Genomic DNA, 18,937 nt, shown 5'->3' with positions numbered 1-18,937 from the left:
TGAAAACATAGTGCTTAAAAGTGTAACGCTGTAGAAGCGGTACGCAGCGTGAAGTACGTGTCCAACAGTGACAACATGGTTTTGAGCCTAACATATTCTGGCGATCACGGCGGGACGAAGGGGCGCTAGAAGCAGATGCCGTTCGGCGTCGAGGCAGGTAGGATAGCGGGCATCGATCGACCGGAGCGTCCATGTTTACCGTCCTGCATGCCAACCATCTCGAAGACCTGCGCGACCTGGCCCTGGCGCTGATTGGGCGTCAGCCATTGCCGCCGCTGGTGGACGAGACCTTTCTGGTGCAGTCCAACGGCATGGCGCAATGGCTGCGCATTGCCCTGGCCGAGAAGGATGGCATTGCCGCGGCGGTGGACTTTCCGCTGCCGTCGAGCTTCGTGTGGCGCGCCTACCGCGCCGTGCTCGGCGACCAGATTCCGCTGCAGTCGCCTTTCGACAAGGGGCCGATGACCTGGCGTCTGATGCGTCTGCTGCCGGGGTTGCTCACGCATGAGGATTTCGCCCCCCTGGCGCACTATCTGCACGACGATCGCGATGGCGCCGGCGAGGGGCGCAAGACCTGGCAGCTGGCCGCCAAGCTGGCGGACCTGTTCGACCAGTATCTGGTGTATCGCCCCGACTGGATCGCCGCCTGGGAAGCGGAGGAGCCGGCACCGGCCGATCTGCCCGACGATCAGCGTTGGCAGCCGATCCTGTGGCGGGCGCTGCTCGACGATGCGCCGCAGGACGAGCGGCAGTGTCACCGCGCCGCCCTGCATCGGCAATTTCTGGACCGGGCACGCAGCCTGGACACGTCCCCCGCCGGCCTGCCGCCGCGGCTGTTCGTGTTCGGCATATCGGCGCTGCCGGCCCAGACGCTCGAAGCCCTGCATGCGCTGTCCGGGGTCATGGATGTGGTGCTGATGATCACCAATCCATGTCGTTACTACTGGGGCGATGTCGTCGCCGACCGTGACGCCATCAAGCGTCTGGGGCGACTCTCCGCCGAGCGCACCGTGCGCCACCCCGAGGCGCCGCGCCTGGAAGGCGTCGACGGCGAGGGACTGCATCTGCGCGCCAATCCGCTGCTGGCGGGGTGGGGCACCCAGGGGCGCGACTTTATCGTCGGACTCTACGAATTCGAAAGCGCGCATCCCTTCGATCTGGAAACCGATGCCTTCCGCGACGTGGTCGCCAGCGATGCCGGGAGTCCCGAAACACCGCTGCTGTCGCAGCTGCAGCAGGAAATCCTCGATCTCGTGCATCCCGGTGAGCGTGCCGAGGAGGAGGGAGGACCGCGCGAGATCGCTGCCGACGATCGCTCGCTGTCACTGGTCAGCGCTCACTCACCGCTGCGTGAAGTGGAGATACTCCACGACCGATTGCTGGAGGCCTTCGAGCGCGACCCGAGCCTCAAGCCGCGCGATGTCATCGTGATGGTGCCGGACATTGACCGCTATGCGCCGTTCATCGATGCGGTGTTCGGCCAGGTGCCGGCGAGCGATCCCCGTTATATTCCCTTCACCATTGCCGACCGGCTCGCGTCGCAGGCCGACCCGCTGATGGCCTGTGTGCTGCATTTGCTGGAACTGCCCCAGCGACGCCTTGGCGTTTCCGAAATTCTCGATGCCCTGGATGTGCCGGCCTTTCGCCGTCGCTTCGACATCGAGGCGCATGAACTCGATCGGCTGCGTCAATGGCTGGCCGGTAGCGGAGTGCGCTGGGGTCTCGACAGCGACCATCGCGGGGCACTGGGCTTGCCGGATCTGCACGGCAATACCTGGGCCTTCGGGCTGGAACGCATGCTGCTGGGCTACGCGGTAGGTCAGCCGTCCGCCGAGGCGTACGACTTCGATGGCATCGCCCCGTATGATGAGGTCGGCGGCCTCGAAGCCGACCTGGCCGGGCGCCTGGCGAGCCTGATCCAGACTCTGGAGCGGCAGTGCCGTCTCCTGCGCAGCGAGGCCACGCCGCAACAGTGGGTGGTACGCCTGCGCGAACTGGTCGAGGCCTGTATTCAGCCTCAGGACGCCGTGGAACATGACATTCTCGGACGTGTCGACCAGGCGATCGAGAACTGGTTCGAGGCCTGCGAATGCGCGGCTTTCGAGGCCCCGCTGTCGCTGGTCGTGGTGCGCGAGGCACTGACCGGGGAGCTCGACGAGAGTGGTCTGGCTCAGCGTTTCCTGGCCGGCAAGGTCAACTTCGCCACGCTGATGCCGATGCGAGCGATCCCCTTTCGCGAGGTGCACCTGCTGGGCATGAACGATGGTGACTACCCGCGCTCGCGCCTGCCCCAGGATTTCGACCTGATGGCCGGGCGGGGGCGCGCGGGCGACCGCTCGCGTCGCGACGACGATCGCTACCTGATGCTCGAGGCGATGCTCTCCGCGCGCGACCGGCTGAGCCTGTCGTGGGTGGGGCGCGACCAGCGCGATAATGTCGCGCGGCCGCCCTCGGTGCTGGTCAACGAACTGTTGGATTGCGTGGCACTGGGTTGGCGGCCTTCAGCGCCAGCAGGCGATTACCTGGGGGCCACATCCAGCCCTCAGGTCCGCGACGAGCGGGCACTGTGGCAGCGTCTGGTCGAGGAGCATCCGCTGCAGCCTTTCTCGGCGCGCTATTTCCGCAAGGACTCGCCCTTCGCCACTTACGAGCGCAGTTGGGAAGCGCTGCATCTGAAAGGTCACGATCACGCTGCTCCTGCGGCGCCGGGCGTGACGCTGGGTCCCGACGTGGCCCCCGAGGCGGCGCTGGGGCTGGGCTCTCTCGCGTCATTGCTGCGTCTGCCGCCGCGCATATGCATCGGCGAGCGGCTGGGAGTGACGTTTCGCGAGGTGCGGGTGCCCGACGAGGATGCCGAGCCCTTCTATCCGAGTGGCCTGGAAATCCATATGCTCAAGCGCGAGCTGCTCGACGCCGGGCGCGACGGCCTGGAAAGGCAGGCCGGGCTGGGCTTCGACAATGCCGTGTCACGACTGATGCGCGACGGGCGCCTGCCGGCGCTAGGCTTCGGCGAGGCGTTGCTACAACGTCTGTCCGGCCCGCTCACTGCGCAGTTGGCACGCTGGCAGACGCTGACCGCCGAGCTGGAGGCGATCGCACCGGTGCGGGTCGTGAGCCATGGCGCTATTTCCGACGCTCATGCGCCTGCCACTGGAAGCGTCGAGATCAACTTCGAAGAGCGTCTCGACGGTCTGACGCGCGACGCCGCCGGACGGCTGTGGCGCTGGCAACTGGAGCCGGGGCATTTCGGTCACTTCAAACTCGACCGGGAGGGACGTCTGGCCCAGTGGGGTAAGCCGCGTCGGTTATTCGCTGCCTGGCTGGCCCAGCAGGCGCTGGCGGCCAACGGAAGGGCGGTACATGTCGGCGCCCTGTTCGAAGATCGCGAATTGATCCTGCCCCCTCCCGAGGCCGGTGTCGCGAGCCAGCGCCTGCAGGGCCTGCTCAAGCTGTGGTGGCAGGCGCGTCAGGTGCCGATGGCTTGCGCGCCCGAGCTGGCCTTTGCCTGGCTGGCGGCGCAGCCATTGCAGAGCGATGAGCCCGCAGCAAGCGAAGCCACGAAGATTGACGCTGGCGAGATGCTGGCGCAGGCTCGCGAGTCCGCGCGGACCCGCTACGAGGAGGGCAGCTTCGCCGGCGTCGCGGCGCTGCGCGACAGCGAGCCCATGCTCGGCGAGCTGTGGCCCGACTTCGAGGCCCTCATGGCCGCCAGCTTCGAGCCGTGTGCCCGGGCGTTGTATGCGCCGCTGTGGGGGGATCTGATCCGTATGCTGCAAGAGAGCGGGAGCCACGCCGATGACTGATGCGCCAATGCTTGAGGCCCCGGGCCAGGAAGCCTCCGCGCGGCTGGATATCCCCACGCTGCCGCTGATCGGGCGACGCTTGATCGAGGCCAGTGCGGGAACCGGCAAGACCTTTACCCTGGCAGCGCTGTATCTGCGTCTGGTCATGGGGCCATGTCTTAGGCGTGCCGAAGACGCCACCGGAAACGCGTACGATTATCCCCGCCCGCTGATGCCGCCGGAGATTCTGGTGGTGACCTTTACCGAGGCCGCCACCGAGGAGCTGCGGGCGCGTATCGGCGCGCGGCTCAAGGAAGCCCGCGACGCATTGCTGGGGCGCAGCGAACCCGATGGGGTGCTGCGTTCGCTGCTCGACGCCGTGGCGCCCGGCGAGCATCTGGCCTGCGCCCAGCGTCTCGACGGTGCGGCACGGCTGATGGACGAGGCGGCGATCTATACCATTCACGGTTTCTGCCAACGCATGCTCAAGCGTCATGCCTTCGATTCGGGCAGCTTGTTCGCCGCCGAACTGGTCGCCGATGCCCGGCGGCTGTTCGATGCGGTGGTCGAGGATTACTGGCGGCAGACCTTCTATCCGTTGTCAGCCAGCCTGCAGGCGGCGATCAGCGAGGCCTGGAAAACGCCGGCCGAGTTGGGGGAGGCGGTACGCGTGCTCCTGCATGGCGGGAGGCCCCAGCCGTTGCTGTGGGCCGATGAGCACGTCGAGGCGCCTGCGGATCTGGCCCAGGCGCTGGGAGCGCTGGAGACGTCGCGTCAGGCCCTCGAAGCCGCCGCCGAGCAGGCCCGCCACCACTGGCGGGACGCCCGCGACGCGATCGAGGCGTTGCTGCGCGACGCCATCGCCGCCAAGACTCTCAACGCCAACCAGTTCAAGGCCGCTGATCTGGAGGGCAAGCTCGAGGCGCTGGCGCAGTGGGCTGCCGGCAGTGAGCCGGGACTGCCCGCGGCGCTGCTCGACAGCAAGGGGCAAGCCTGGTGTGGCCAGACCCGTCTGGACGGGGCGGCAAAGAAGGGGGCCAGTGCCCCGCGTCACGCCTTGTTCGCCGCGCTGGACGCCCTGATCGAACGCCAAGCGGCACAGCCCGACTGGCGGCCTTGGGTGCTGGCGCATGCCCGCGACCGCCTGACGCAGGCGCTGGCCGACGAGAAGCGTCGGCGCGGGCAGTGGGATTTCGACGATCTGTTGAACGGACTCGACGATGCCCTGCGCGGGCCTGCCGGGCCGCGCCTCGCCGCACGCATTCGCCACGAGTTGCCGGTGGCGATGATCGATGAGTTCCAGGATACCGACCCGGTACAGTACCGGATCTTTTCGAGTGTCTATTCCCCGCCGCAGCGTGACCAAGGCGACCCGGAAAGCGATGCCGCGGCCCCCTGCACGCTGCTGATGATCGGCGATCCCAAACAGGCCATCTACGCGTTTCGCGGCGCCGATATTCATACCTATCTCGCGGCGCGGCGCGCCACGCCGTCGCGCTACACGCTGGATCGCAACTTCCGCTCCACCCAGGCCATGGTGACGGCGGTCAACCGGCTGTTCCAGTGTGCCAGGATACCGTTTCGCAGCGCGGAGATTCCCTTTGTCGAGGTGCGCGCCAACGACCGCGACGAACATCTGCTGGATCACGGCATCACGGTGCCGGCGTTGACGCTGTGGCTGCCCAGAGAGACGTCATCAATGGCGGTAGGCGACTACCGCACGCGCATGGCCGAGGCCACCCGCGCCGACATTCAGCATCTGCTCGAAGGCGGCGACGGCGGCACGATCGGGTTCGCCTCGAGCCCCGAGGATGCAAGCGGCCTGCGCGGCGTCAAGCCGGCGGATATTGCGATTCTGGTGCGCACCGGGCGCGAAGCCGACCTGATCCGCGAGGCGCTGGATGCCGGTGGCATCAAGAGCGTCTATCTGAGTCAAAAGACCTCGGTATTCGCCTCGCGCGAGGCTTTCTGGCTGCTGCAGCTGTTCGAAGCAGTCGCGCACCCGCGCGACGATCGCCGTCTGCGCGCGGCACTGGCCACTCGGCTGCTCTCCGACTCGCTGGTCGAGGTGGCGCATATCGGCAACGACGAAGCCGCCTGGGAAACCATGGTCGAACGCTTCACCGATTATCACCAGCTATGGTGGCGACGGGGCGTGCTGCCCATGTTGCGTGCGGTGATGCGCGATTTTTGTATCGGCGAGCGTCTGTTGTCGCGCAGCGACGGCGAGCGGCGCCTGACCGACCTGCTGCATCTGGGCGAGCTGGCGCAGGCCGCCAGCCAGAAACTCGACGGCGAGCAGGCGCTGTTGCGCTGGTGGCATCGGGCGCTGGACGGGCGCTTCGAGGAGGGGCTCGACCCGGAAGGGCTGGTCCAGCGCCTGGAGAGCGACGAGACGCTGGTGCGCGTGGTGACCATTCACAAGTCCAAGGGGCTGCAGTATCCCATCGTCTATCTGCCGTTCATCTGTGACTACCGCGAGGTGGATAGCAAGGCCCAGTATTGCCACGTGCCGCTAGCGGCGCAGGGCGCGGCCTCGTCGCAGCCAGAGCGGGGCGTGGCACTCAAGCCCTCCGCGAGCCAGCGTCGAATCGCCGACGAGGAGCGTCTGTCCGAGGACTTGCGCCTGCTGTATGTGGCGCTGACCCGTGCTGAATTCGCCTGTCGGCTGGGGCTGGCGCCGCTCTACAAGGGTCGCGTGCGCAAGGGCGAGGCCGAGGATGCCACCACGCTGATACGGTCGGCCATCGGGGCGTTGCTTGCCGAGGGGGAGACGAGCCTGGGCGGCAATAGGCTGCGCGAGTGCCTCGCGGCGCTGGTCGATGATCGCTGTGTGGCGCTGTGTCCGCCGCCCACCGCCGAGCCCCGTCGTGTTCGGCTACGCGAGCCGGTCGCGGCGCTGCATCCGGCACGACGCTTTGCCGGGCGTATCGATCGGGACTGGTGGATCGCGTCCTACTCGGCGCTGCTTGAGGGCGCGCGACGCCCCGACGAGGCCGAGGATGGCGGAACAGAGCCGGTGCCCGACAGTCCCGAGACCGGCAGCGGATTGGATGTCGAGGTCATCGAAGAGCGCACCCCCGTTCCGCAACCACCGGTGCGCACCCTGCGCGATTTTCCGCGCGGGCCGCGGGCGGGCACCTTTCTGCACGGATTGCTCGAAGCGCTGGACTTCGATTGTCTGGGCCGGCCCGAGTATGACGCTGGGCTGGTGCGCCTGATTCGCTCCCGACTGGTGCTCAACGGCTACGATGTGCAGTGGGAAGGCGTGCTGCACGACTGGTTGACGCGGGTTCTGCCCGCAGCGCTGGGCCCGGAATTTCACCTGGGAGAACTGGGCGCCTGGAAGGCGGAGGTGGAGTTCTGGCTGCCGGCCTCGCAGGCCTGGAGCCAACAGCTCGATCGACTGGTACAACAACACGAGCCGCTGCCGGGCGTGCGTCCGCGGCTGGCGCCGCGCTGCCTGGAAGGCATGCTCAAAGGCTATATCGATCTGGTGTTCGAGGTCGGCGGGCGCTGGTACGTCCTCGACTGGAAATCCAACCACCTGGGCGACACCCCCGAGGATTATAACGAGGCGGCGATGGTGACGGCGATGGTCGACCATCGCTACGATCTGCAGTACGTGATCTACCTGCTGGCCCTGCATCGCCTGCTCAAGAGCCGCTTGGCCGATTACGATTACGATACCCATGTGGGTGGCGTGTTCTACGCCTTTCTGCGTGGCATGCAGGAGGGGGGCGGCAGCGGCGTGTGGCATCGGCGCCCGGAACGCGAGCTGATCGAGGCACTGGATGCTTGGCTCGAGTCCAAGTCTTCCCGCATGGCGGTAGAGGAGCAGGCCTATGGCTGACAGCGGTGATTCCATGCCGGTACAGGGCGTGCTGTTCGATGATATCGAGGATAGCGACGATCCCGTCGCGACAGCGTTTGCGGACGCCGCCGAGGTCCCTCCGGCGACACTGCCGCGCCTGGCGGAAGTGCTCGAGACATGGGTGCAACTGGGCTGGCTGCGTGCTCTGGATGTCCACTTCGTGCGCTTTCTCGAGGCGCACGAGGCTCAGGCCGAAGAGTGTGTGCTGTTGGCCGCGGCGCTGGCCAGCCATCAACTCGGGCGCGGACATGTATGCCTGGACCTGGCCCAAGCCCTGCGCGATCCCGGAGCGGTACTTTCGCTGCCGCCCCAGGATGGACGCCATGATCCGAACGACCCGCAGGCGGCGGTCGTCTCTCCCGAGCGGCTCCTGGCGAGTCTCGACCTGAATACCTGGATCGACTGTCTGGGCGCCTCGCGTCTGGTCAGCGCGCCCGCCGGCGAGTCTGCCACTCACGAGCAGACGTTGACGCCGTTGGTGCTGCATGGGACGCGCTTGTACCTGCGGCGCTACTGGCAGTGCGAGCGCGCCGTGGCGGAGCGCCTCGCCACGCGGATGGGGGCGCCGCTCGAGGTGTCCGCAATGCTGCGCCAACGCCTGGACGCTCTGTTTGCCGATAACCATGCCGGCGCCGGCGAGCACGACTGGCAGAAGGCCGCGGTGGCTCTGGCGCTGCGCAACCGGCTGACAGTGATTTCCGGCGGGCCCGGCACCGGCAAGACCACCACCGTGACGCGGCTGCTGGCGCTGCTGCAGGAGGCGGCACTGTACGACAGCGGCCGCGCGCTGAATATTCGTCTGGTGGCGCCCACCGGCAAGGCCGCCGCGCGCCTGACCGAATCGATCGGCGGCGCGCTGGCACGGCTCGATGTCGATGAAGCCGTGAGGGCCAGTCTGCCGCGCGAGGCGACTACCCTGCACCGCCTGCTCGGGGCGCGTCCCGATACCCGGCATTTCCGTCATGACGCCCGTTCTCCGCTGGCGCTGGATCTGCTGGTGGTGGACGAGGCCTCGATGGTCGATCTTGAGCTGATGGCGGCGCTGCTCGAGGCGCTGCCCGACGAGGCGCGGCTGATCCTGCTGGGTGACAAGGATCAGTTGGCCTCGGTGGAGGCTGGCTCGGTGCTCGGCGACTTGTGTCAGGAGGCCGATAACATGGCCTATTCACCCGACACCGTGGCTTATCTCGGCGCCATGACCGGCGAGGACTTCAGCGACTCGTTGCGTCGCGATATCCGCGAGTCGCAAGGTGGCGTCCGCCTGGCGGATCATGTCGTGGTGCTGCGCAAGAGTTACCGCTTCGGCTCGGCCAGCGGCATCGGCGCCCTGGCTCGAGCGGCTAACGCCGGCGATGGTCTGGCGCTGGGGAGTGTCTGGCGCAGCGATTTTGCGGATATCGCCTGGCGCAACCTCGACGATGAGCAGGATCGCCTGCTCGAGCGCACGGCGCTGCAGGGGTATCGCCCGTATCTGCGCCTGTTGCGTGATGGCGCGCCGGCGGATGCCATTCTCGCGGCTTTCGCCCACTTCCAAGTGCTATGCGCGCTGCGCCGTGGCCCCTGGGGAGTGGAAGGGCTGAATCAACGTATCGGCGAGGCGCTGTATCGCGACGGCTTGATCACCGCCACGCGCGGCTGGTATGCCGGCCGGCCAGTCATGGTCACCCGCAACGATCCCGGACTGGGGCTGTATAACGGCGATGTAGGAATCACCCTGGCCGACCCGACGATGGCCGGACGCCTGCGGGTGTTCTTCGCGCAAGGTGAGCGGGTTCGCGCCGTGTTGCCCGGGCGGCTGACCGATGTCGAGACGGTGTTCGCCATGACGGTACATAAATCCCAGGGCTCGGAATTCGAACATGTACTGTTCGTGTTGCCCGACCGCCCCAACCCGATCCTGACCAAGGAGCTGGCCTATACCGGCGTGACCCGGGCCAAGTCACGCGTCACGCTGATGAGCTCCTATCCGCGGGCCCTGGAGAGTGCCATCGCCAAGCGGGTGATTCGTGCCAGTGGCTTGCGGTTCTAAGTGTTCAGACGGGGCGCAGTGACCGGCTGACCCGCACCAGTTCCGCAGCAAGAGTATCCAGCGTATGCGCTTGCTGCGGGTCGGTCAGTTCGTCCGTCTCGCTGAAGGCACTGCCAGCATGGCTGACCGCCAACTGCTGAGGCAGTACATGCACCCCGATGTTGCCCAACATCATGCGCAGCGGCACCAGCCCGCGCAGACCGCCGAAACCGCCCGGCGATGCCGCGCACAGCGCCGCCACCTTGCCGCGAAACGCCACCAGCGCCGGCTCATCGCTGCGCTCCTTGCGCGAAATCCAGTCTAGCGTGTTCTTCAATAGCGGTGCCAAGCTGCTGTTGTATTCCGGCGCGGCGATCAAGAAACCATCGCACTCGCGAAACAGCGCCTTCAAGCGCTGGGCCGACTCGGGGAGGCCATCGCTCTCTTCCAGATCGCCATCATATAGCGGCATCGGGTAATCGGCGAGATCGATCAGCGTCACCTCCGCCCCATGCCGTTCCAGCAACGGCGCCGCACAACGCGCCAGGTGCTTGTTGAAGGACGCTTGACGTGCGCTGCCGGCGAAGCAGAGCAGGTGGGGTCGAATGCTCATGGATGTTTCTCCATTCAAGAAAAGGACTTCCAGCGTAGCCGACATGCCTGGCGAGAGAGCTCACGATCTATTGCTCATCACGCTCGCTGACCTGCCAGCCATAGTACCTTGTCGGCAGCCTGAAAACCCTCGGCGCCTCTTGAGGCGCCGAGGGAAGGTGACAGCAATGACAGGAAAGGATCAGGCGCTGGCGTCGACCGCGACCGGCTCTTCGCCGCGTTTGATCATCGCATAGCTCAGCCCGGTGATCAGCGCGCCGACGACGATGGCCAGCAGATAAAGCAGGGCCGGGGTGATGGCGTTGGGGATCAGCAGTACGAAAATACCGCCATGGGGTGCCATCAGCTTGGCGCCGAACAGCATCGACAGCGCCCCGGTGACCGCGCCGCCGGCGATGCACGTCGGGATGACCCGCAGCGGATCCTTGGCGGCGAAGGGAATCGCGCCTTCGCTGATAAAGCACAGCCCCAGCACGAACGATGCCTTGCCGGCTTCGCGCTCGGCGGTAGCGAACTTGCGCCGCGCGATGAAGCTGGCGATGCCCATGCCCAGCGGTGGCACCATGCCGGCGGCCATGATCGCCGCCATCGGGGCATAGGTCTCCGAGGCCAACAGCCCGACGCCGAAGGTATAGGCCGCCTTGTTGACCGGCCCGCCAAGGTCGAAGCACATCATCGCACCCAGCAGGATGCCCAGCAGTACGGCATTGGTCGACCCCATGTTCTCGAGGAAAGCGGTCAGTGCCGAAAGCAGGGCAGCCACCGGCTCGCCGACGATGTAGATCATCACCAAGCCGGTCACCAGGCTTGCGAGCAGGGGAATGATCAGGATCGGCTTGAGCGACTCGACACTCGCCGGCAGCTTGAAATACTTGATCACCGCCTTGGCCACGTAGCCGGCAAGGAAGCCGGCGAGTATCCCACCGATGAAGCCCGAACCAATATCGGCGGCCAGCCAGCCACCGATCATGCCTGGCGCGATGCCGGGCCGGTCGGCGATGGAATAGGCGATATAGCCGGCCAGCACCGGAATCATCAGCTTGAAGGCACTGCCGCCGCCGATTTGCATCAGCGCTGCGGCCAGCGAGCCTTCCTCCTCGTAGGCATTGATGCCAAACACGAATGACAGGGCGATCAACAGGCCCCCGGCGACCACCATGGGCAGCATGAAGGATACCCCGGTGAGCAGGTGCTTATAGATGCCCTTCTCCTTGACGCTCTTCTTGCCCGCGCCATCGTCTGACGTGCCCGCCTGGCTTTCCACCTCGGCCTTGGCCAGCGCCGTCTCGATGGTCGGCTTGGGCTTCTTCAGCGCATTGCCGGTGGAGGTGCGCCAGATGCGCTTGCCGGCGAAACGCGTGGGGTCGACCTCGATGTCGCAGGCGAGGATCACCACGTCGGCATCGCGGATTTCCTCGCCGGTCAGCTCATCCTGCGCGCCCACCGAGCCCTGAGTCTCGACACGGATTTGATGACCCAGCGAGCGTCCCGCTTCGGAGAGTGCCTCGGCGGCCATGAAAGTGTGCGCGACCCCAGTGGGGCACGCCGTTACCGCAACGATCTTCTGGGCTTGAGAAGCCTCGGATGGCGGAGCTGACGCACCCGCTGCCGGGGCGCTTGCCGACGCACGGTCGGGCATCCCGGGGTGGAGCGCAGCTTCGGGCGCTTTAAAAAGTGCCGCTTCGCGGTGGGCGCGCTCAAGAAAACCCGCCGGGTCTGGCAGTGCCTGGCCGATCGGCGCCTGGAACAGGCGTTTGCCGGCGAAGCGTCGCGGCTCGGGCACATAAGCGGCGGCGACGACAATCAGCTCGGCTGCGGCGATATCCTCGGCGCTGGCCGGCTTGGCCGGCTCGAGGTTGCCATGCATCTCCACCGTGGGCTGCCAGCCGCGGCGCTCGGCAGCCTGCTCGAGGCGGCGAGCGGCGAGGAAGGTCGTTGCCATGCCGCTGGGGCAGGCGGTGATTACTATGACATTCATGGCTGCTCCCTTGCGGTGTCGCCGAGCCGGCACACACGCGTCTGTTGTTGGAGGTCGTCGAAGTCGGCGGCTAGCGGGTCGCCCACGCCGACATGGCGTACGGACTCGGCGGACAGGGCCGTCGCCAGACGCAGCGCCTGTTCGGCAGGCAGATCGGCAAGCACGCCATGCAGCATGCCGGCGAGTAGCGTATCGCCGGCACCCACGGTGCTTGCCACGCGTACAGCGGGGGGAGTGGCCTGCCAGGCGCCACGGCGGCTGATCCACAGCACGCCCGCCTCACCGGCGGAGATCAGGGCCTCGTCGATGCCGGAAGCGTACAATTGCCGCGCCGCGCGCAGGCGAGCCGCGTCGCCGTTCAGTGCTTCGCCCGCCCATTCAGCGAGTTCATGCTCGTTGGGTTTGACTGCCGAGGGGCCCGCGGCGATCGCCGTCGTCAGTGCCGGGCCGCTGGTGTCGACCCATACCGCTAGCTCGCGTTCGCGCAGGCGACCGATCAGTCTCGTGAAATCGTCAAGGGCGATGCCTGGGGGCAGACTGCCGGCAATGACCACGGCCGCGGGGCGGCTTGCCGGGTCCTCGATCAAGGCCTCGAGCCGTTCGAGCAACTGTTCGAAGGCGCCGCGCTCGATGTCGACTCCAGGGCCGTTGATATCGGTGACGCGCCCGTCGTGTTCGGAGAGCTTGGCATTGATGCGCGTCTCGCCGGGCACACGCAGGCAGGCGTCGGTCACGCCGAGCTCAGCGAAGGCGCGTACGAAGGGGGCATCGTTGTCGCTACCGAGAAAGCCCGATACCATCACCTCATGGCCCAGCGCCACCAGCACACGCGCCACGTTGACGCCCTTGCCAGCGGCATCGAGACAGGTCGAATCGGTACGGTTGACGGCGCCTGGAACCAGTCGCGGCAGGCGAATCGACAGATCCAGCGCCGGGTTGAGGCTGAGTGTCAGTATCCTGGCCATTACAGTGCCTCCAGGGCTTCGCGTACCGCCTCGCCGGTGGCCTGCGCCAAGGCGACCTTGGCGTGGCGTTGAGCTTCGAGGAACGTGATCTCGCGCAGCCGCGCTTTGACCATCGGCACCTGACGGATGGAGACGGAGAGTTCGTCGACACCCAGTCCTACCAGCACCGGTACCGCTTGGGCATCGCTGGCCAGTTCGCCACAGACCCCGACCCACTTGCCCTTGGCATGGGCGGCGGTGACGGTCATCTCGATCAGGCGCAGCACCGCCGGGTGCAAGCCGTCGGCCTGGGCGGAGAGTTCGGGGTGGCCGCGGTCGATGGCCAGCGTGTACTGAGTGAGGTCGTTGGTGCCGACGGAGAAGAAGTCGACTTCCTCGGCCAGGCTGGGCGCGAGTAACGCGCTGGAAGGAATCTCGACCATTACGCCGAGCTGCACGTCGGGGGCCTGAATCTCCTGCTGTAGGCGGTCGACGATAGCCTTGGCGGCGCGGAACTCGGCGATATCCTTGACCATGGGCAGCATGATGCGCAGCGGCCTGTCCCCGGCGGCGGTGAGCAGCGCTCGCAGCTGTGTTTCGAGAATCTCCGGGCGGGTCAGCGCCAGACGTATACCGCGCAGGCCCAGAAAGGGATTGTCCTCCTGAGACAGCGGCCAGTAGGGCAGGGGCTTGTCGCCGCCGACATCCAGCGTGCGCGCCACCAGCGGTCGGCCTGAAAGGGCGTCGAGGGCCTGACGGTATTCGCCGATCTGCGTTTTTAGATCGGGCGCCTCGGCATGGGCCATGAACACGAACTCGGTGCGCAACAGGCCGACACCCTCCGCACCATGCTCTACCGCGTCCTCGGCATGAGCGGTGTTGCCCAGGTTGGCGGCCACCTCGATACGGTGGCCATCGCGGGTCTGTCCCGGCTCGAAACGAGCGGCGTAGGCCTGTTTCGCACGTGCCTCGTGCTCCTTGAGACGCAGTTCGGCGCGCTCGCGACGCTCCTTGGAGGGGGCGGGAGTCACCCGGCCACGCTCGCCGTCGAGAATCAGCTGGGTACCGTTGTCCAGCGTCATGATGCGCTCGCCGGCGCCCACCACGGCAGCGATGCCCAGTGCACGGGCGAGAATCGCACTATGCGAAGTCGCCCCGCCACGTGCGGTGAGCAGACCGCGCACCTTGTGGGTATCCAGTCGCGCCACGTCGGATGGGCCGACATCGTCCATGACCAGGATATAGGGTTCGTCGGGTGGCGTGGGCAACTCGATACCGCACAGGATGCCCAGCACGCGCCGGCCGACGTCGCGCAGGTCGGCGGCGCGCTCGGCGAGCAGACGATCGGCGAGCACTTCCTGGGCCCGCGCGGCGGTATCCACGCCGCGCCACCAGGCGGCTTCGGCGGAGAGACCTTCATCGATACCCTCGAAGGCCGACTCGCGCAGCTCGGGATCTTCGAGCATTTCCTCGTGCATCGAGAGGATTTCCGCCACCTCGCCGCCCTGGGCCTGCTGAATCAGCGCCTCGAGTTGCACCGCGGCGTCGCGCAGTGCCCGTTCGAGACGTGCCTTCTGCGCCGTGGCGTCGCCGGCACGCTCACCGCCAAGGTCGGCGGCGCGTTCGGGATAGTCGAAGCGCGGCGTACGCATGACGAATGCCGGAGCGATCGCCAAGCCCGGGGACGCGGCAACCGCCACGTGCGCCACATCGGCGGCGAGCGGTTCGAGCGCCGCCGAGGTTGCCTGGGGCTCCTCGAGATCGCGACGCTCTTCGAAGGGCAGGACCTGCTCGCCCAGCCCGCCACGGACGGCATCGGCCAGGGCTTGCAGCGCCTCGGCGGCGCCCACGCCTTCGGCGGAGAACACCAGCGTCTGGCCACGCCGCGCTCCCAGGCCGATGACCTTGGTCAGGCTGGCGGCGGAAACCGCCTCGGCACTGCCTTCGAGCAAACGTACCTTGATCGGCATGTCCTGGCGGCGAGCGACCTGAACCAGCTGCTTGGCCGGACGCGCATGCAGCCCGTGGGCATTGAGTACCCGAACCCGTGCGGTTTCGGCGCTAGCGCTTTCGCCGGCCAGCCGTGCGAGCACCGTGGCGGCGTCGGCATCGGCGAGTGCTTCGCCGTCGCCGGCCTCGAGCAGTTCGGCCAGCCGTTCGAGCAAGCCTAGATGGGCGTCTTCCTGGGCGGCGAGGCAGAACATGCCGTTGACCGGCCCCTTGGGGCCGACAAACGTTGCCGCGGGTGTCGCCAGCGACAGCGCTGGCGTGGTCACGCCACGTGAGCTGCTGGCCAGCCACAGCCCTTGGCCCAGCGCTACCGGTTCCTGTTCGACGATCGCCGCGATGAAATCGCCGTTGACGCAGCCGGCCTGGCGTAGCCGCGCAGCGCCGGCCAAGGCCAGCTCGAAGCGATCCTTGGCCGGGAACTTGAGGCACAGCGTGTCGACGTCAACGCGAGCCACGACCGGGGCCTTCGATAGCTGGGCAATGACCTCGGCGCGGCTGTCGGCCTGGGCCAGCTGTTCAGCAACGCCTTCGCGATCGAGAACGTGCGTCAGCGCGCGCAGGATATCCAGATGCTCGTCGCTCTGGGCCGCGATGGTCACCAGGACATGTACGCGGTTGCCATCGTGCCAGTCGACGCCGGCGGGGAATTGCAACACGCGCACTCCGGTGGCCAGCACCTCGGTGCGGCTGGCAGGCGTGCCGTGCGGAATGGCAATGGCGTTGCCCAGATAGGTCGAGGACTGCGCCTCACGCTCGTGCAGTCCATGGCGATATTCGGGCGTGGCGCGGCCGGCCTCGACCAGCGCCGCCGCCGCCTGATCCAGCGCTTCGCGCCAGTCGCCGGCATGGCAATTGAGCAGGACATCGTCCTGATGAAGAGTGAGCATCTAGCCTCCTCGCAGCTTCCCGAGAGGGATTGTATCGGTAAGCTGAATCGTGTCACCTTGGTATAGGACAATGCTGAATCGAACTTGCCGCCGAATCAAGCCCGATGCGTTAAGACCTTCGCAGGGCTGGGGCGGCGTGGCTGCCGTAAAATAGCCTCGTTGCACTCGACACAAGGAAAACCGCCATGACTCTCGCCGAAATCGCCCGTCTTGCCGGCGTCTCGCGGACCACCGCCAGCTATGTCGTCAATGGCAGGGCCGAAGAGCGCCGCATTAGCCGCGATACAGTGGACAAGGTCATGGCCGTGGTGGCTCGCCACCGCTATCGTGTCGATGCCCAGGCCGCCGCTTTGCGCCGCGGCGAAAGTCGTATGCTGGGGTTGATCGTGCCGGATCTGGGAAATGCCAGTTATGCGCGGCTGGCCAAGCTGCTGGAGCATGGTGCCCGCCAGCAAGGGTTTCAGCTATTGATCGCAGGCTCCGACGACGAGCCCGATACCGAGCGCGAACTGGCCCTGGCCCTGCGGGCACAGCGCTGCCAAGCGTTGATTGTGGCCAGCAGCCTGGCCCCGGAGGATGCCTTCTATGTCGAGTTGATGGCGGGAGGGCTGCCGGTCATCGCAGTGGATCGGGCCCTCGATCCTGCACGTTTCGTGTGCGTTCTCAGCCGTAATGTCGACGCCGCCGAGGCGCTGACGCGTTCGGTGTTGAGTCCACAAGCCGAATCGCAGACCGAGCGTATCGCCTGGTTCGAGGCCGTCGATGAATTGTCGATCACTCGTGAACGCCGCCAAGGCTTCCATCAAGCCTTGGCCGGTACGGCTGCGACGCCGTGGGTATTGACGGCCAAACGCTACGACCGCGCTGAGGGGGCAGCACTGATGCGTCGTCTGCTCGATGAACATGGGCTACCGGATGCGCTGGTGACCGCATCCTATACCCTGCTGGAGGGAGTCTTCGATGTGCTGCTGGAAAATGGGGGGCTGCCCGAGCGGCTACAGTTGGCGACCTTCGGCGATGACCGCTTGCTCGATTTCCTGCCCCAGCCGGTCAACTCGCTGCCCCAGAATCATGCGCGCATCGCCGAACTGACATTGATGCGTGCCTTGGCCGCCGCTAGAGGGGAGTACTCTCCCGGCTGCGATATTGTCGAGCGCTCGCTACGCTATCGACGAGCGGCCCGCAATGACAGTACCGGCAACGACAAGACGGTTGAAAAATAAGGCAGGTGTTCTTGGAGGCCACGCGACTGGCAAGACCTCTGGCGAGTTTAAAGGCCTTAGCGGTGACGCTAACCCGACAGGCAAGATACTAACGTCAGGTCTGCTCTTGATTTATTTTAAGCAAAAGCCTTTTAAGTGTTAATAAAAAGGCGAAAGAGTCGAAACCCTTTCGCCTTTTGTCCATCTTGCGGAAATATCAGATAACCGCTTGTTTACCCCAAGGGAGTAAACTGATGGAACATCGATTAACGGCTACCGCCTTTCTTTCCCGCTTCGGAAGCCTTCTCGGGATCGTTCTTGAAGTTGCCGCCGCTGTTCTGGCCACCCTTGTGACCGGCTTCGGCAGCACGTTCAGGGTCGTTCTTGAAGTTGCCACCGCTTTCCTGGCCACCCTTGTGACCGGCTTCGGCAGCACGCTCAGGGTCGTTCTTGAAGTTGCCGCCGCTCTCCTGGCCACCCTTGTGACCGGCTTCGGCAGCACGTTCGGGATCGTTCTTGAAGTTACCGCCGCTGTGCTCGCCGCCTTTCTTGCCAGCTTCGGAAGCTTTCTTCGGATCTTCTGCAAAGTTGCCAGAACCACCACGATGTTCAGCCATGATAAACCTCCATGTTTAATTGCTAACAACAGGAAAAAAAGCGTCTTCGAAGAGGCCGAAGCTCCTTCTAACCAATGACGCTATAAATAAGATAGAAGTGAGATGAAGGGGGCGCAAGCAGTAACCCATCCTCGATACAAAATTACACTAAAGGCAGTATATGAGAACCTTGAGGCGGCTTCGTTTAATTATTGTTATGTCATTCAATCCAATATGGGTTCTACTTGCTCCCTTACCCGCGAAGGGCGCAACTTCAGCCATGACTATCGTGCCGCCAGTGAATCAAGAGGCACTCGCCACAATCTTGCGGGCGACATCGAGCAGGTCGTCTCCCTGCAAATCCGGCGCGATACCGGCCGGGTTGAGCACCTTGCCAGGGCGGGTGACGAAGGCAGTTCGGTAACCGGCGCTGGCCGCACCGGTAATATCCCAGGCATGCGCGGCGACCATCATGAAACCTGCGGGGGGCACTCCCAGACGCTCGCCTGCCAGGCGGTAGGGTTCAGGGGCTGGCTTGTAGCGCTGCACTTCGTCTACCGACATGATTTCCATGAAGTACTCCGTGAGTCCGGCTGCCTCCAGCTGCTGCCTGGCGGCTTCCAGCGTGCTGTTGGTCAGTGCGGCCAGGCGAAAGCCCTTCTCGCGCAGCAGGCCCAACGCTTCGACAACTTCCTTATGGGGAGGCAGGGTCTTGAGGCGCTCGATCAGTTCCTGCTGATCCGTAGCGCTGACTTCGATGCCGTGGCGCCAACCGACCATGACCAGGGCCGCCTGGGCCAACTCGCCGAAAGGCTGGAAGCGGTCGATGATCGTGGCGGTCAGCCAGTTCTCCTGCAGGGTGAGAAACCACTCACTGCGGGTCCGGGCATCGCCGAACAAACGCTCGAAGAGCGGATCGAGCGCCGCAACGTCGAGTAGCGTTTCATTGACATCGAATACGATATGCTGAGACATGCGTTCTCCCTGACGTTAAGTATTGACGGGCATGTGGCTAGGGCCGACAGGCCACGATGTCCATAGCAA

General features: G+C 65.7%; 10 protein-coding genes. 4 read left to right on the top strand and 6 right to left on the bottom strand.

What is annotated here, in order from left to right; translation table 11 throughout:
- The first annotated feature begins 191 nt into the window (after positions 1–191).
- The 3 genes from recC to recD are packed head-to-tail and all read left to right on the top strand — an operon-like array spanning position 192 to position 9,685.
- Positions 192–3,803 (top strand): exodeoxyribonuclease V subunit gamma, encoded by a 3,612-nt coding sequence (gene recC / locus ACW4DH_RS13455; RefSeq protein ID WP_459636905.1) that lies wholly within the window; start codon positions 192–194, stop codon positions 3,801–3,803.
- Positions 3,796–7,635, top strand: a complete 3,840-nt coding sequence (recB, locus tag ACW4DH_RS13450; RefSeq protein ID WP_459636904.1) for an exodeoxyribonuclease V subunit beta — start codon at positions 3,796–3,798, stop codon at positions 7,633–7,635. The genes recC and recB overlap by 8 nt, the downstream gene beginning before the upstream one ends.
- Complete coding sequence (gene recD / locus ACW4DH_RS13445; protein ID WP_459636903.1) at positions 7,628–9,685, top strand: exodeoxyribonuclease V subunit alpha; 2,058 nt, start codon at positions 7,628–7,630, stop codon at positions 9,683–9,685. The genes recB and recD overlap by 8 nt, the downstream gene beginning before the upstream one ends.
- Positions 9,686–9,689: 4 nt before the next feature.
- Here recD and ACW4DH_RS13440 read toward each other — a convergent pair whose 3' ends face one another.
- The 4 genes from ACW4DH_RS13440 to ptsP form a co-directional block, all read right to left on the bottom strand.
- Positions 9,690–10,277, bottom strand: coding sequence for an NADPH-dependent FMN reductase (locus tag ACW4DH_RS13440; protein ID WP_459636902.1), 588 nt, complete (start codon positions 10,275–10,277; stop codon positions 9,690–9,692).
- Between the two features lie 180 nt (positions 10,278–10,457).
- Positions 10,458–12,254, bottom strand: a complete 1,797-nt coding sequence (locus tag ACW4DH_RS13435) for a PTS fructose-like transporter subunit IIB (protein WP_459636901.1) — start codon at positions 12,252–12,254, stop codon at positions 10,458–10,460.
- Positions 12,251–13,219 (bottom strand): 1-phosphofructokinase, encoded by a 969-nt coding sequence (gene pfkB / locus ACW4DH_RS13430; RefSeq protein ID WP_459636900.1) that lies wholly within the window; start codon positions 13,217–13,219, stop codon positions 12,251–12,253. Before pfkB ends, ACW4DH_RS13435 begins: the two co-directional genes overlap by 4 nt.
- Positions 13,219–16,095: a phosphoenolpyruvate--protein phosphotransferase gene (gene ptsP, locus ACW4DH_RS13425; protein ID WP_459636899.1), complete on the bottom strand. Its 2,877-nt coding sequence runs from the start codon at positions 16,093–16,095 to the stop codon at positions 13,219–13,221. Before ptsP ends, pfkB begins: the two co-directional genes overlap by 1 nt.
- 185 nt (positions 16,096–16,280) lie before the next feature.
- On the opposite strand from ptsP, the gene cra reads away from it, so the two are divergent.
- Entirely contained in the window at positions 16,281–17,318 is a 1,038-nt protein-coding gene (gene cra, locus ACW4DH_RS13420; RefSeq protein WP_459636898.1) for a catabolite repressor/activator, read from the top strand.
- Between the two features lie 245 nt (positions 17,319–17,563).
- Here cra and ACW4DH_RS13415 read toward each other — a convergent pair whose 3' ends face one another.
- Positions 17,564–17,914 (bottom strand): con-10 family general stress protein, encoded by a 351-nt coding sequence (locus ACW4DH_RS13415; RefSeq protein WP_459636897.1) that lies wholly within the window; start codon positions 17,912–17,914, stop codon positions 17,564–17,566.
- A 282-nt stretch (positions 17,915–18,196) separates the two neighbouring features.
- Positions 18,197–18,868, bottom strand: coding sequence for a haloacid dehalogenase type II (locus ACW4DH_RS13410; protein WP_459636896.1), 672 nt, complete (start codon positions 18,866–18,868; stop codon positions 18,197–18,199).
- Between the last annotated feature and the right edge of the window lie 69 nt (positions 18,869–18,937).

It is taken from the genome of Halomonas sp. WWR20 (genome assembly GCF_054602495.1).
The sequence above is the reverse complement of the archived record's forward strand: the minus strand, read 5'-3'. Positions and strand labels throughout refer to the sequence as shown.